This is a genomic window from Zwartia lucis (assembly GCF_965234455.1).
GTDB classification, from domain to species: Bacteria; Pseudomonadota; Gammaproteobacteria; order Burkholderiales; family Burkholderiaceae_B; genus Zwartia; species Zwartia lucis.
In genome coordinates this window covers 147,467-162,229 of record NZ_OZ248476.1, presented here as the reverse complement: position 1 = coordinate 162,229, position 14,763 = coordinate 147,467, and the positions used below count along the sequence as shown (strand labels likewise).

12 protein-coding genes are annotated in these 14,763 nt (G+C 53.9%); 6 read left to right on the top strand and 6 right to left on the bottom strand.

The features are described from left to right. Positions 1-52: 52 nt before the first annotated feature. The 4 genes from AC8GE9_RS16350 (at position 53) to AC8GE9_RS16335 (ending at position 5,537) form a co-directional block, all read left to right on the top strand. Positions 53-940 carry an AAA family ATPase gene (locus AC8GE9_RS16350; RefSeq protein WP_506678227.1) on the top strand — a complete coding sequence of 296 codons (888 nt, stop codon included), beginning with the start codon at positions 53-55 and terminating at the stop codon, positions 938-940. Further along, positions 941-1,558, top strand: a complete 618-nt coding sequence (locus tag AC8GE9_RS16345) for a GNAT family N-acetyltransferase (protein WP_506678226.1) — start codon at positions 941-943, stop codon at positions 1,556-1,558. Continuing rightward, entirely contained in the window at positions 1,548-2,717 is a 1,170-nt protein-coding gene (locus AC8GE9_RS16340) for a vWA domain-containing protein (RefSeq protein ID WP_506678225.1), read from the top strand. The genes AC8GE9_RS16345 and AC8GE9_RS16340 overlap by 11 nt, the downstream gene beginning before the upstream one ends. A 69-nt stretch (positions 2,718-2,786) precedes the next feature. Next, complete coding sequence (locus tag AC8GE9_RS16335) at positions 2,787-5,537, top strand: M16 family metallopeptidase (protein WP_506678224.1); 2,751 nt, start codon at positions 2,787-2,789, stop codon at positions 5,535-5,537. A gap of 90 nt (positions 5,538-5,627) precedes the next feature. Here AC8GE9_RS16335 and dnaJ read toward each other — a convergent pair whose 3' ends face one another. The 5 genes from dnaJ to hrcA form a co-directional block, all read right to left on the bottom strand. Then, positions 5,628-6,752 (bottom strand): molecular chaperone DnaJ, encoded by a 1,125-nt coding sequence (gene dnaJ / locus AC8GE9_RS16330; RefSeq protein ID WP_506678223.1) that lies wholly within the window; start codon positions 6,750-6,752, stop codon positions 5,628-5,630. A gap of 101 nt (positions 6,753-6,853) precedes the next feature. Then, complete coding sequence (gene dnaK / locus AC8GE9_RS16325; protein ID WP_506678222.1) at positions 6,854-8,791, bottom strand: molecular chaperone DnaK; 1,938 nt, start codon at positions 8,789-8,791, stop codon at positions 6,854-6,856. A gap of 120 nt (positions 8,792-8,911) precedes the next feature. After that, positions 8,912-9,478, bottom strand: a complete 567-nt coding sequence (gene grpE / locus AC8GE9_RS16320; protein ID WP_506678221.1) for a nucleotide exchange factor GrpE — start codon at positions 9,476-9,478, stop codon at positions 8,912-8,914. Positions 9,479-9,560: 82 nt separating this feature from the next. Then, entirely contained in the window at positions 9,561-10,628 is a 1,068-nt protein-coding gene (hemH, locus tag AC8GE9_RS16315) for a ferrochelatase (RefSeq protein ID WP_506678220.1), read from the bottom strand. 1 nt (position 10,629) lies between these two features. Next, positions 10,630-11,649, bottom strand: coding sequence for a heat-inducible transcriptional repressor HrcA (hrcA, locus tag AC8GE9_RS16310; protein ID WP_506678279.1), 1,020 nt, complete (start codon positions 11,647-11,649; stop codon positions 10,630-10,632). Positions 11,650-11,712: 63 nt separating this feature from the next. Here hrcA and AC8GE9_RS16305 point away from each other — a divergent pair, with 63 nt between their 5' ends. Next, positions 11,713-12,612, top strand: coding sequence for an NAD kinase (locus tag AC8GE9_RS16305; protein WP_506678219.1), 900 nt, complete (start codon positions 11,713-11,715; stop codon positions 12,610-12,612). A gap of 3 nt (positions 12,613-12,615) precedes the next feature. Continuing rightward, positions 12,616-14,259 carry a DNA repair protein RecN gene (gene recN / locus AC8GE9_RS16300; protein WP_506678218.1) on the top strand — a complete coding sequence of 548 codons (1,644 nt, stop codon included), beginning with the start codon at positions 12,616-12,618 and terminating at the stop codon, positions 14,257-14,259. A 16-nt stretch (positions 14,260-14,275) separates the two neighbouring features. On the opposite strand, the gene fur is transcribed toward recN, so the two are convergent. Then, entirely contained in the window at positions 14,276-14,698 is a 423-nt protein-coding gene (gene fur / locus AC8GE9_RS16295) for a ferric iron uptake transcriptional regulator (RefSeq protein ID WP_506678217.1), read from the bottom strand. Positions 14,699-14,763 lie beyond the last annotated feature (65 nt).

The window sequence follows — 14,763 nt, the reverse complement described above, 5'->3', positions numbered from 1 at the left end:
TAGACTTCAAACCCACATCCACTGACCCCGACCACTTTCATTTTGGCAAATAATGACCTCGCAGAACCCTTCTACAGCACAAACCTCACGCTTTGACGGCACCGAGCGCTATGTCGCCACGGATGATCTGAAACTAGCCGTCAACGCCGCCCTCACGCTCCAGCGACCCTTGCTCATCAAGGGCGAACCAGGCACCGGCAAAACCATGTTGGCCGAAGAGGTCGCCAAAGCCCTAGGGCGGCCTCTGCTTCAGTGGCACATCAAATCCACAACCAAAGCGCATCAAGGTCTGTACGAATATGATGCGGTCTCTCGCCTGCGTGACTCCCAGCTTGGTGATGAAAAAGTCAAAGACATCAGCAACTACATTATGCAAGGTGTGCTTTGGCAGGCCTTCGAGTCTCCCGAACCCGTTGTTCTACTGATTGATGAAATCGATAAGGCGGACATTGAGTTTCCAAACGATTTGCTGCGCGAACTCGATCAAATGGAGTTTTACGTCTACGAGACGCGCTCCACAATCAAGGCGCGTCATCGTCCGCTCGTGATCATCACCTCGAACAATGAAAAAGATCTGCCTGATGCGTTTTTGCGACGCTGCTTCTTTCATTACATTCGTTTTCCAGATCGCGAGACCTTACGCAATATCGTCGACGTCCATTTCGCCAATCTGCATGCAGATGTTTTACGTGCTGCCCTCGATACGTTCTTTGCCCTGCGTGAAGCACCTGGTTTAAAAAAGAAACCTTCCACCTCTGAGTTTCTCGACTGGTTGCGTCTGTTGATCGCCGAAGACGCTACCGCTGAGCAAATTGACGCACATGCAGCCACCTCGATCCCGATGATGGCCGGGGCACTTTTGAAAAATGAACAAGACCTACAACTACTGGAGCGACTCGCCGCGGTGACCCGCAGCACGCGTCGCCCTTCAGGATCTTAAATGACGCTGAACCAAGGCTTTACTCAAACACCACAGCCCTGCAAACTGGCAGGACACGGCGTACGGCTTGAGCCCCTGTCTCTTGATCATGCAGAAGCACTTACCCGCGCCGCCCGTGATGGTGAGCTATGGAAGCTTCGCGTCACCTCAGTGCCGGAGCCAGACCAAACAGCTGGCTATATTCAGACTGCACTCGATGGATATGCGGCGGGACATATGCTGCCCTTCGTGGTGATTCACGAAGGCACGCAAGAAATCATTGGCTCCACCCGCTATCACGACATCATTACTGCGGTCGCGCGCATGGAGATCGGTTACACCTGGTACGCCAAAAGTCACCAACGCAGTCATGTCAACACCGCCTGCAAGCTGCTCTTGCTTGAGCACGCTTTTAATGCTCTCGGCGCTGCGGTGGTAGGCTGGCGCACCGATAACTTTAACCTTGCTTCACAGCGTGCGATTGAGCGGCTTGGCGCCAAACGCGACGGCGTGATCCGACATCATGCACTACGTCGCGATGGCACCGTCAGAGACACTGTGATGTATAGCGTGACCGCGGGCGAGTGGCCCGAGATTCGCGCACATCTGACCTATCAACTCAATCGCCATGCTTGTTGACTTCTTTTATCACCTGCGCTCGCAAAAGCTCCTCGTCTCGGTCAAGGAGTATTTGACACTGCTCCAAGCACTGTCGAGCCCGATCATGCCGCCTACGCTCGAGGATTTTTACTACCTCGCACGCACGACGCTGATCAAGGACGAAACGCTGTTTGACCGCTTTGACCGAGCTTTTGCCAGCTACTACCGCAGCCTTGAGCAAAAGCTGCCCGCCGGCAAAAAGATCCCGCTCGACTGGTTAGTCGCCGAACTTGAAAAACGCCTCACCCCCGAGCAAAAAGCCGAGCTTGAGAAACACGGCTGGGACAAGCTCATGGAAATGTTCAAAGAACGCCTTGAGGAGCAAAAGGGGCGCCATCAAGGCGGCAACAAATGGATCGGCACCGGAGGCACCTCACCTTTTGGCAATAGCGGCTCGCACCCCGAGGGTATTCGCGTCGGAGGCGCAGGCGGCAGTCGCTCTGCCGTCAAGGTCTGGGATGAGCGCAACTTCAAAGACTATGACGATTCAATCGAACTCGGCACGCGTAACTTCAAGATTGCCCTGCGGCGCCTGAGACGCTTTGCCCGCGAAGGCTCCGATTTCGAACTCGATTTGGGCGACACCATTGCAAGCACCGCTCGCAACGCGGGCTATCTCGACATCAAAATGGTCCCCGAGCGGCACAACAACGTCAAAGTCCTCATGCTGCTCGATGTGGGTGGCAGCATGGATGATCACATCTCACGCGTCGAGGAGTTGTTTTCCGCCGCGAGTAGCGAATTTAGAAACCTTGAGGTTTACTATTTTCATAATTGTCCCTATGAGCATCTGTGGAAGTCTAATCGACGTCGGCAGATGGAACGCTTTGAAACTTGGGATGTGCTGCGCAAATTCAACGCCGACTGGCGACTGATTTTTGTCGGCGATGCCACCATGAGTCCCTATGAAATTTTGCAGCCTGGCGGCTCTGTCGAACATTACAACAAAGAGCCGGGCGCAGAATGGCTGCAGCGCATGGTCAATGCCTGGCCCAAGGCGGTCTGGCTCAACCCCGAGCCGCAAGCTTCCTGGCAATACCGTCAGTCCATCTCGATCATCCGCAATATTGTCCAAAACAAAATGTTCCCAGTGACCGTCGCCGGCATCGAGCAAGCGATGCGCCTACTATCCAAGTAATATGTCAAAAGTGAACCATTTCGGGCGCCCGCGCTCCAAATGGTTCGTTGTTTCTTTCAGGACTCTCGCATGTCACTGTTCACTGATGCCCTGAAGCGCACCTTTATCGGTGCCGCCTTCGCCTTTATTGGAAGTCAATCAATGGCCGCTGCCATTCCCGCAGGGATCACCAAGGTCACGAGCGTCGAAGGCATTGCTGAGTATCGGCTCGACGCGAATGGTTTGCGTATTTTGCTCGCGCCCGACGAATCCAAACCCACCACGACTGTCAATATGACGTATCTGGTGGGTTCGCGTCATGAAAACTATGGCGAAACCGGCATGGCGCACCTGTTAGAGCACATGCTATTCAAAGGTACGCCGACAATGCCCAATGCGCTTGGAGAGTTTTCCAAGCGAGGTCTGCAGGCCAATGGCACGACCACTGTAGACCGCACAAACTATTACGCGAGCTTCGCGGCCAATCCGGACACCTTGGCCTGGTACCTGAACTGGCAAGCCGATGTCATGATCAACGCCACGATCAAGCGCGAAGATCTGGATACAGAAATGACCGTTGTCCGCAATGAAATGGAGAGTGGTGAAAACAACCCCTTCCGTATCTTGTTGCAAAAAATGCTCAGCATCGCCTACGAATGGCACAACTATGGAAAATCAACCATTGGCGCCCGCACTGACGTTGAAAACGTTGATATCTCACAGCTGCGCGCCTTTTATAAAACGCATTATCAGCCCGATAACGCCGTATTGATCGTGACGGGCAAGTTTGAGACCTCCACTGTCCTTGCCGATGTCATCAAGTCGTTTGGCAACATCCCGCGCCCTACCCGTACACTACCCCCCGAATACACCGTGGATCCCGTTCAAGACGGTGAGCGTAGCGTCCTGTTACGACGCGTAGGAGGCGCGCCTTTAGTCGCGGCGATGTACCACGTCCCTTCTGCAGCCCACAAAGACTTTGCTGCGATTGATCTGGCCAGCATGATGTTGGCCGACACACCGTCTGGTCGCCTGTACAAGGCCATGGTCCCGACCAAACACGCCGCAAGTGTCTTTGGTTTCACGATGGACCGCACAGCCCCTGGCACCGTGATGTTTGGTGCGAGCTTGCAGCCCGGCATGGATCAAGCCGCATCGCTCAAAACATTGACTGGCACGCTCGAGTCCATCGCCCAACATCCTTTTACCCAAGAAGAACTCGATCGCGTGCGCAACCAGTGGCTGACTTCCTGGGACCAGATGTTCAGCGATGCGCAAAAAGTCAGCTCGGGACTTTCTGAAGCCATCGCCGGCGGTGATTGGCGTCTATGGTTCCTGTCGCGGGATCGCATTCGCGCAGTCACTCTCGCCCAAGTGCAACAAGCCGCGGCTCAGTATCTGACCCAGTCAAATCGCACCGAGGGTCAATACATCCCCACGGAAAAGCCCATACGCGCCCCCGCTTTCAGCAAGCCAGACCTCTCTGCCGAACTCAAAGACTACATCGGCGATACGCAACTTAAGCAAGCCGAAGCTTTTGATCCGGATCCAACTAATATCGACAAGCGTACGCAGCGCAAAACCGTCAAACTTTCGAATGGCACACTCCGTCTGGCCCTCCTGCCAAAAGAGTCCAGAGGCGAACGCGTACAAACCGTGATTCAGCTTCAGTTTGGCAATGTGCAGACTCTAAAAGGACAACGCATTGCCTCCATCGCGACGCCGGATTTATTGCTCAGTGGTACCGAGCAACTGACACGTCAGCACATTAAGGACCGGATTGATGCGCTAGGCGGTCAAGTCAGCGTTTCAGGCTCCGGTACGACCGTCAATATCAGTTTATCGACTACCCGCGCCAACATTGATCCCCTAGTGCGCTTTGTGCTGGACGTTGTACGCCAAGCGAATTTTCCACAAACAGAGGTCGACGAGTACAAAGGCAAAGTGCTGACCTCGCTCAAAAGCGCAATGACAGAGCCTACGTCGATTGCGTCACGAATGCTCTCGCGTCATGACAACCCTTGGTCTAAAGATGATATTCGCTATCAACCAAGCTTCGAGGAATCAATCGCCTCAGTGACTGAACTCAAGCGTGACCTGCTCGTGACTTTCCACAAGAATTTCTTCGGGTCATCGCAGGTCTCGGCTGCTGCTGTTGGCAGTTTTGATCCTGCCTCGATGGAGAGCACCCTCACCCAAGCGCTTAATCAATGGGCCGCTGGTGCCTCCTACACGCGCCTGCCTAATCCTTATCGCGACATCAAGCCTGTGCAAATGCAAGCGCTGACACCGGATAAAGCCAACGCGTTTTATACGGCTGCGATGCCGCTGAAGATGCAGGACACCGATCCAGATTTTGCTGCCTTGTCTCTCGCCAACTTTTTACTCGGTACTTCGGAGACCTCCAGATTATGGATGCGTGTGCGGGAAAAGGAAGGCCTGTCTTATAACGTTCGCTCGCGCTTGAATGTTTCGGCGTTTGAACCTACGGGGTCATGGGGTGTGTATGCGATCTTTTCACCTGAAAATCGAACCAAAGTCGAGACAGCGATTCGCGAAGAGTTTGAGCGCGTCATAAAAGAAGGTTTTGGCGAGACTGAAGTTCAAGACGGCATCAAGGCCTTGCTCAACTATCGCAAGCTCGCGCGCGCTCAAGATAGTGGCCTAACTGGCGCATGGATCAGCTATCTCGATACTGGGCGTACTTTTGCCTGGGCGGCTGAGCATGATCAAAAAATGGCTAAGCTCTCAGCAGAACAAGTCAATACAGTCGTTCGTAAATATCTCAAGCCTGCAGAGTTCAGTAGTGTGGCAGCCGGAGATTTTGAAAAGAAGAAATAAGCCAAGTCCGGATAAGCCAAGTTCGGATATTTTCGCGCATTAAAAAGCCGGTTCATTCGAACCGGCTTTTTTACTCATCCCGCATGAGCCTCAAGAAAAAAAGTCCTTGACGCGATCCGTCCAAGACTTGCTCTGAGGCGAGTGGCGCTCGCCACCCTCACCAAGCGAGGCCTCAAACTGGCGTAGGATTGCTTTCTGCGCATCATTTAGCTTGACGGGTGTTTCCACCACGACGTGGCAGTACAAATCCCCAGGGTACGCGCCCCGAACACCCTTGATGCCTTTACCACGCAGTCTGAATGTTTTACCTGACTGTGTGCCTTCGGGAATCGTGATTTCAGCCTTGCCATTCAAGGTCGGCACCTGAATATCGCCGCCAAGTGCAGCGCTCGTAAAAGGAATGGTGAGCTCGCAATGCAAGTCATCATTTTCACGCTGGAAAATCTTGTGTTCCTTGATGTGAATTTCCACAAACAAGTCACCCGATGGTCCGCCATTGATCCCTGGCTCACCATTACCGGAGGAGCGAATGCGCATCCCATCGTCAATACCCGCAGGAATCTTGACTTGTAGGGTCTTGTTGCGGCGGGTTCGTCCGACGCCATCGCAAGGCACACAAGGATCGGTAATCTCTTTGCCACTACCATGACATGTCGGACATGTCTGTTGCACGCTGAAAAAGCCTTGCTGCATACGAACCGCCCCCGAGCCACCGCAAGTGCGGCACGTCTTGGGGGTCGTGCCGGGTTTGGCACCACTGCCTTTGCAGACCTCGCAATTTTCCCAGCTCGGAACTCGAATTTCGGTATCGAAACCATTGGCCGCCTGCTCAAGCGTGATTTCCATAGCGTATTTGAGGTCGGCACCGCGATAGACCTGAGGTCCGCCGCCACCGCCGCGACGCCCTGCACCGAAAATCTCGCCAAAGATATCGCCAAAAGAATCACCAAAACCTGCTCCGCCTGCACCGCCCATGCCTGCGGCATTGGGATCGACACCCGCGTGCCCATAGCGATCGTAAGCCGCACGCTTATTGTTGTCAGACAAAATTTCGTAGGCTTCTTTCGCCTGCTTAAATTTTTCTTCGGCTTCTTTGCTATCCGGATTGCGATCCGGATGGTATTTCATCGCCAGCTTGCGGTAGGCTTTTTTCAGCTCATCATCCGAGGCGTTTTTAGCAACACCAAGGATTTCATAAAAGTCACGTTTTGCCATGATCTCAGGCTCTTAAAGTCAAACAGAATGAAGTAAGGCAAAAAAATGCGCCCGGGATGCTCTCAAAGAGTCCCGGGCGGATCGAATCGAAGGCTAGGCAATCACTTTTGATCGCGCTTGACTTCTTTGAACTCAGCATCGACGACGTTATCATCGGCCGGCTTGGCACCTCCCTCTGCACCTGCGCCACCTTGTGTTGCAGCCTGAGCAGCCTGAGCCTCGGCATACATCTTTTCACCGAGTTTCTGTGATGCAGCTGACAAGGCTTCGACCTTAGTGTCAATCGCCGCTTTGTCTGCACCATTCTTCAAAGCCTCTTCGACCTCGGTGATAGCCGCTTCGATGGCAGTCTTTTCTTCTGCCGCGAGTTTGTCACCATACTCAGTCAAGGATTTGCGCGTGGCATGGACCAAAGCGTCCGCACTGTTTCGTGCCATCGCCAACTCAGCCATGCGGTGATCTTCCTCGGCATTCGCCTCGGCATCTTTCACCATGCGCTGGATCTCGTCTTCGGTCAAACCTGAGTTTGCCTGAATCGTGATCTTGTTTTCCTTGCCTGTGCCCTTGTCTTTAGCGGACACGTGCACAATCCCGTTTGCGTCGATATCAAAGGTCACTTCGATCTGAGGCGTGCCACGTGAGGCAGGTGGAATGCCCTCAAGGTTAAATTCACCCAATGTCTTGTTACCGGCTGCGATTTCGCGCTCACCCTGGAATACCTTGATGGTCACGGCAGGCTGATTATCATCCGCTGTCGAAAATACCTGTGAGTGACGGGTTGGAATGGTCGTGTTCTTTGTGATCATCTTGGTCATCACGCCACCGAGCGTTTCAATACCAAGTGACAACGGTGTCACGTCCAACAACAACACGTCCTTGCGGTCACCAGACAGCACTGAACCCTGAATCGCCGCGCCTGCAGCCACAGCCTCATCTGGGTTGACGTCTTTGCGTGGCTCACGACCAAAGAACTCTTTGACCTTTTCCTGCACCTTGGGCATACGCGTCATACCGCCGACCAAGATCACATCATCAATGTCGCTGACTTTGACGCCTGCGTCCTTGATGGCGATGCGGCAAGGCTCGATGGTGCGAGCGATCAGCTCCTCTACCAACGACTCAAGCTTGGCACGTGTCATCTTTAAGTTCAAGTGCTTAGGACCTGAAGCATCAGCGGTGATGTAAGGCAAGTTGATTTCAGTCTGCTGACTGGAAGACAACTCAATCTTGGCTTTTTCAGCAGCTTCTTTCAGACGCTGCAAAGCAAGGACGTCTTTGGAAAGGTCCACGCCCTGCTCTTTCTTGAACTCGCCAATCACATATTCGATGATGCGCTGGTCAAAGTCCTCGCCACCCAAGAAGGTGTCGCCGTTGGTCGACAAGACCTCAAATTGCTTTTCGCCATCCACGTCGGCGATTTCGATAATCGAAATGTCGAACGTACCGCCACCCAAGTCATAGACCGCAATCTTGCGATCGCCTTTTTCCATCTTGTCCATACCAAATGCCAAAGCGGCAGCGGTCGGCTCGTTAATGATGCGCTTGACGTCCAGTCCCGCGATACGGCCTGCGTCTTTAGTCGCCTGGCGCTGGCTGTCATTGAAGTAAGCAGGGACTGTAATGACGGCTTCAGTCACTTCTTCGCCCAGAAAGTCCTCAGCGGTCTTTTTCATTTTGCGCAGCACATCGGCCGCGACTTGTGAAGGTGCGAGTTTTTTGTTCTGTGCTTCGACCCAGGCGTCGCCATTGTCCGCTTTGACAATTTTGTAAGGCATCAAATGGATGTCTTTTTGCACAGCGTCTTCGGAAAACTTGCGTCCAATCAGACGCTTGACGGCGTAAAGGGTATTGGTTGGATTCGTCACAGCCTGGCGCTTGGCGGGCGCACCCACCAAGGTCTCGCCGTCTTCCATGTAGGCGACGATCGAGGGAGTCGTGCGGGCGCCTTCGGCGTTTTCCAGGATTTTGACCTGATTGCCATCCATGACAGCCACGCAGCTATTCGTGGTGCCAAGGTCGATACCGATAATCTTACCCATGGTGAAGATCCTTTAAAAAATCAGAATGAGATGAAATACTTGGATGAGAAACAGATGGGGCCCAAATCATTGATTTCAAGCCCAAAACAACTGTTTTCATCCTGAATATGTTGAAGGCGTTCAGGCTGCGACCGTCACCAAGGCAGGCCTGAGAACGCGATCTGCGATCAGATAGCCTTTTTGTAAGGTCAGCACCACCGTGTTGGCTTCCTGTTCAGCCGGGACTGTTGCGATGGCCTGATGTTGGTGTGGGTCAAATTTAGTGCCGGGTGCAGGAGCGATCTCCTTGAGATGATTACGCTCAAAACCACTCACCAACTGTTTGAGAGTCATTTCAATGCCAGAGCGCAAGTCTTCCTGAGTCTGCTCGGACTGAGACAAGGCAGCTTCAAGACTATCCTTAACAGGCACCATGCTCTCAGCAAAGGACTCAATCCCGAACTTGCGCGCCTTGGAGACCTCATCTTGGGCGCGTCGACGCACGTTTTCCATTTCAGCGTGCGCACGGAGGACCTGATCCTTGTGCTCCGCGACCTGGACCAACGCCGTAGCCAAGTCGGCTTCGAGGCGGGCGATAGGATCGAGTTGCTCGACACCCTCAGCCTGCTGGGTGTCGGCGCTTGAGGTCGGGGCGTCTTGGGGGGCTGAGTCGGACTTGGGATCTGCCGAACCTTGATGAGCCGTCATTAAACTTCTCCAGAAAATGCATCATTAACAATGCATTTGGGGCCAAAATCCCAAGATTCAAGAGAAAAATGAAAAATATCGCTCACTCTGAACGGATCGGCCAACCTTGGAGGTGTTCTTGAACCATATCGGCCAACCCAGTCAACCAAGCAGGATCGTCGTTTAAAGCAGAAATATAACGAAACTGCTTTCCGCCAGCATGTTTAAAGGTTTCACCGACTTCGATCGAGATTTCCTCAAGCGTCTCTAAACAATCCGCCAAAAATCCCGGGCACACCACATCGATGTCGGTGATCCCCTCTTTGGCAAGTCGCTCGACCGTAGGCTCCGTGTAGGGCTCCAACCACTTGGCGGGCCCAAAACGGCTTTGAAATGTCACTAAGTACTGATCGTCAGTCAACCCCAAATGGGCGGCAAGCGCGCGCGCAGTCTCATAAGAGTCTTTGCAATAAGGGTCGCCCATGTTCACGCATTGTTGAGGCAAGCCGTGAAAACTCATCAAGAGCTTTTGCGGACGACCATGTTCTGCCCAATACGCCGCGATTTTGTCACCGAGGGGCTTGATAAACGAGGGGTGCGTGTGAAAACGCTTGATAAAGCGCATTGCCGGTTGGTCCCGCAACCGGGCCGCGACCTGCGTGACTGCATCCACGACCGTCGCAGTCGTACTGGAGGCGTATTGCGGATACAAGGGAACGACCAAAATGTGTTCGCAACCCCGATCGCGTAAAGACATCATCGCGCTTTTGATCGAGGGGTTACCGTAGCGCATGCCGGTTTCAACCTCGACGTCGAGGCCACGCTCAGCAAAAATCCTACGCAAGCCCGTGGTCTGTCGCTGGGTATAAACCAAAAGAGGAGAACCTTCCTCCATCCAGATGCTTTGATAGCGGGGCGCTAATTTGCGCGGACGCGCTAACAAAATCGGACCATTCAAAATCGGCCACCACAAGAGCTTGGGAATTTCGATGACGCGGGGGTCAGAAAGAAACTCGCGCAAATAGCGCTTGATCGCGGGTGCCGTGGGGGCATCAGGCGTGCCTAAATTAACTAACAAAACGCCTACCCGGGCCGTGGTGAAAGGCTTTGGCCAGGGCAAAAAGCGTGGAGCGGGCGCGGCAGCGCGCTTGGGTTCGGGCCAAAATCGCATATCAGGAACGCTCAGAAGAGTTGTGACTCAGCGCGTTGGAAAGCAAGCGCGCCGTAATATCAACGATGGGGATCACGCGTTCGTACGCCATTCGCGTTGGACCGATGACGCCCAACGTCCCGATGACATGACCGTCGATACTGTAAGGTGCCGTGATCACGGATAGGTCGGCCGTCGGAACGAGTTCGGAGTCTCCTCCAATGTAGATCTGTACGCCTTGGGCGCGGCTTGAAACCTCGAGAAGCTGCATCAAGTCGGTTTTTTTCTCAAACATGGAAAAGGTCTTTCGTAAACGATCCATATCGGATGCCAACTCATTGACATCAAGAAGCCTGCGCTCCCCGGAGATCACCATCGTTTCAACCTCATCGGCGGCTTGAGCACCCGCCTCAACGGCGGCTTGCATCAAGCGTGACATGTCCTCTTGAAGTCGGGCCAGGTCCTGGGAAAGGGTCAGCCTGACCTCGGCGAAAGACTTGCCGGCAAAATTGTGGTTGAAAAAATTAGCGGCCTCGATCAGCGCAGTACTGCTGTAATCCCTAGGCGTGAGCAAAATACGATTCTGCACATCGCCGTCCGGGGTAACAATAATGAGGAGAATACGCTTTTCTGAGAGACGGATGAATTCGATCTGACGAAAAACCTGAGCGCGCCTAGGGGATAACACCACGCCGGCGAATTGCGTCAAATTGGACAACATACAGGCCGCAGCATTGACTGCGCGCGAGGGATCCGAAGCGGACTGCAAATCCCGCATATTGGCAGTCGAGGCCAGCTCAAAAGGCTTGGCCGTCAACATCGTATCGACAAACAGGCGATAGCCTTTTGGGGTCGGTACTCGCCCCGCTGAGGTGTGGGGGCTATGAATCAGCCCCAACTCCTCGAGATCGGCCATGACATTGCGAATTGTGGCGGGCGACAAGTCAAACAATTTTGAGAGCGTACGAGAGCCGACGGGCTGGCCGTCATCAATGTAGCGTTCAATCAGGGCTTTTAGTAGCGCGCGCGCACGATCATCCATCATTACCCTATTTTACCTTCCCCGCCTCTATAATCGAACCGTTTTTCGTCGAATGAGCTTTGCATGCATTTTCCCATCATCGCTTTAGTGGGTCGCTACCAAGATTCAGGCTTGCATGCGCCTTTGCGCGCGCTCGCTACTTTATTGACCCAAGCGGGCCGGCAAGTTCTCATCGAAGCCGAAACAGCCCGTCATACGGGCGTATCCGAATATCCTACCGCGGACTTTGTCAGCATTGGCAAGAACGCGGACCTCGCGATTGTCATGGGCGGTGATGGCACCATGCTAGGCGCAGCGCGGCATCTTGCTCCTTTTTCAGTGCCTGTCGTGGGGATCAACCACGGCAGATTAGGTTTTATTACCGACATTCCCGTGCACGACGCTGACGCCGCACTCACTGATTTGCTAGAGGGCCGCTTCGACACCGAAGAGCGCATGCTGTTGAGCGCGACGGTTTGGCGCGGCCAAGAAGAAATGTACGCCGCTACCGCCTTGAACGACGTGGTACTGAACCGCGCCGGCCGTGGCGGCATGATCGAAGTCCGTGTCGAGGTCAACGACACCTTTATGTATACCCAGCGTGCGGACGGCTTGATCGTCGCGACCCCAACGGGATCGACCGCGTATGCCCTGTCCGCGGCAGGTCCGATTCTGCATCCTTCCGTGAGCGCCATGCTGCTGGTCCCGGTCGCGCCGCAGACGCTCTCGAATCGTCCAATCGTGATTCCGGCCGACAGTGTCCTCAATATGACACTCAGTTCGATGAGTCGCGTCGAGCTTGGTGCCAGCGTCCACTTTGACATGCAGACATGGTCCGACCTGACCGCAGGCGATCGTATCGTCGTGCGCCGCGCGCCGCATACGATTCGTTTTTTACACCCGACCGGTTACAGCTTCTTTTCAACCTTGCGCCGCAAACTTGACTGGAATCGACTGCCTCAGTCTGGTCACAGCGGAGAATAACGGATGCTGCGCGCGCTGCACATTCGTGACTTTGTGATCGTGACCGAAGCCGAAATAAGCTTCGAACATGGCTTTACGGTGTTTTCTGGTGAAACCGGTGCGGGTAAATCTATTCTGATCGACGCGCTCGCGTTGACCTTAGGCGAACGCGCCGACTCTTCTGTGCTGCGCACGGGTGCCGCGCGTGCCGAAATTAGCGCGGTCTTTGACGCTCCACCTGCCCTGACCCAGTGGCTTTCTGAGCACGACCTCAGTGGCGAGGATGCGCTGATCCTGCGGCGCGTAGTTGATGCCCAAGGGCGCAGTCGAGGTTATATCAACGGTTCGGCCGTCACCATCGCCCAGCTTCGCGAGGTGGGCGAGCATCTCGTTGATATTCATGGACAACATGCGCACCAGAGCTTGCTTCAATCAGAGAACCAACGGGATATGGTGGATGCCCATGGTTCCCACCAAACTTTGCGCCAACAAGTCGCGCTGGCATGGAAAGCGTGGCGAAAGGTCGAGCGACAACTTTCTCTCTCCGAACAAGACGCCAGCGCCCTCCTTGCTGCCCGTGAACGACTTGAATGGCAGCTTGCCGAACTCGATCGCCTCGCGCTAGGTCAGCACGAGTGGGAAGACGTGTCAGCAGAACAAACTCGCCTAGCGAATGCGCAGTCCTTGCTTGACGGTGCCGCGCTCGCCTTGGGTTGCCTGGACGAAAACGATGACTCGGCACATCATCAAGTCGTCACCGCATTGCAAAAGATATCCCAATTATTGCGGCATGATCCTTTGCTCGCATCGGTTCACGAATCACTCGAATCGGCCCAGATTTCTATCAGCGAGGCCGTTTCCGATCTGAATGCATATTTATCACGCGTCGAGCTCGACCCTGAGCGGCTAGCGATTGTCGACGCGCGCATGGGTCAAATTTTTGACCTCGCGCGCAAATTTAAAACTGAACCTGAACAGCTCTTTGCGTTCCACGCATCCCTGCGCAGCGAGCACGAAGCCTTGAGTGCCACCGCCGATATTGAAACGCTGCGCGCCACTGCTGCCGCACTCAACAGCGAGTATCAGAAACATGCCAGCGCTCTGTCTGGCGGGCGTCGCAAGGCTGCTATTGATCTTGGCAAACAAGTCACCCAAGCCATGCAAACACTCGCCATGGAGGGCGGACAGTTCAGCATCACACTCGCCGAAGGGCCCGCCTCCGCTCAGGGACAAGATCTCGTTGAGTTTTTAGTCGCGGGGCATGCAGGAACAACCCCAAAACCTCTTGCCAAGGTCGCCTCGGGTGGCGAACTCGCGCGTATTTCTCTCGCTCTTTCTGTCATCGCAAGTCGTGCCGCACGCGTACCCACACTCATTTTTGACGAAGTCGATAGTGGGATTGGGGGTGCTGTAGCCGAAGTCGTGGGCAACTTGCTGCGCGAACTAGGACTGCGCCACCAAGTGCTCTGCGTGACACACTTGCCCCAGGTCGCCGCTCGCGGCCAACACCATTTCCAAGTCAGCAAACAACAAAGTAAAGGCGTGACCGAATCCTCGATTTCGAAACTTGACGCCCATGCGCGCATCGAAGAGGTCGCCAGAATGTTGGGCGGGATCAAAATCACCCCAACGACTCGCAAACACGCTCAAGAGCTCCTAGACGCTTAGCGCAACCGGATCAGCTTCAGGTACTACAGTTCTTGCAAACTCCGTACAAAACCATGGCATGGCTTTCCAGCGTAAAGCCATTGTCTCGGGCGATTTTATGTTGTCGCTTTTCAATCTCCGCATCATTGAACTCCGTTACGCAACCACAATGCGTACAGATCAAATGATCATGATGATCACCATCATTCAACTCGAAAATCGACTTTCCACCATCGAATTGACTCCGGGCAAGAATCCCGGCCTGTTCAAATTGCGTCAATACACGATAAACAGTCGCCAAACCGATATCGATGTTTTCAGCGATCAATGACCGATAGACGTCTTCGGCGCTGAGGTGGCGTTCATCTGACTTTCGAAAAATGTCCAAAATCTTCAAACGCGGAAACGTCGCTTTCAAACCAACGTTTTTTAGATCATTCTGATCGTTTTCAAGATCCACGGATTGTCCTGTTGGGTAAAGACTTCAGCACTGTAAAGCTTTATGATAACGTCTTTAGTCCTTTA

Bases quoted from the DNA above. Each gene is read 5' to 3' on its own strand.
- AC8GE9_RS16350 (WP_506678227.1), top strand. From the start codon at position 53: ATGACCTCGCAGAACCCTTCTACAGCACAAACCTCACGCTTTGACGGC.
- AC8GE9_RS16345 (WP_506678226.1), top strand. From the start codon at position 941: ATGACGCTGAACCAAGGCTTTACTCAAACACCACAGCCCTGCAAACTG.
- AC8GE9_RS16340 (WP_506678225.1), top strand. From the start codon at position 1,548: ATGCTTGTTGACTTCTTTTATCACCTGCGCTCGCAAAAGCTCCTCGTC.
- AC8GE9_RS16335 (WP_506678224.1), top strand. From the start codon at position 2,787: ATGTCACTGTTCACTGATGCCCTGAAGCGCACCTTTATCGGTGCCGCC.
- dnaJ (WP_506678223.1), bottom strand. From the start codon at position 6,752: ATGGCAAAACGTGACTTTTATGAAATCCTTGGTGTTGCTAAAAACGCC.
- dnaK (WP_506678222.1), bottom strand. From the start codon at position 8,791: ATGGGTAAGATTATCGGTATCGACCTTGGCACCACGAATAGCTGCGTG.
- grpE (WP_506678221.1), bottom strand. From the start codon at position 9,478: ATGACGGCTCATCAAGGTTCGGCAGATCCCAAGTCCGACTCAGCCCCC.
- hemH (WP_506678220.1), bottom strand. From the start codon at position 10,628: ATGCGATTTTGGCCCGAACCCAAGCGCGCTGCCGCGCCCGCTCCACGC.
- hrcA (WP_506678279.1), bottom strand. From the start codon at position 11,649: ATGGATGATCGTGCGCGCGCGCTACTAAAAGCCCTGATTGAACGCTAC.
- AC8GE9_RS16305 (WP_506678219.1), top strand. From the start codon at position 11,713: ATGCATTTTCCCATCATCGCTTTAGTGGGTCGCTACCAAGATTCAGGC.
- recN (WP_506678218.1), top strand. From the start codon at position 12,616: ATGCTGCGCGCGCTGCACATTCGTGACTTTGTGATCGTGACCGAAGCC.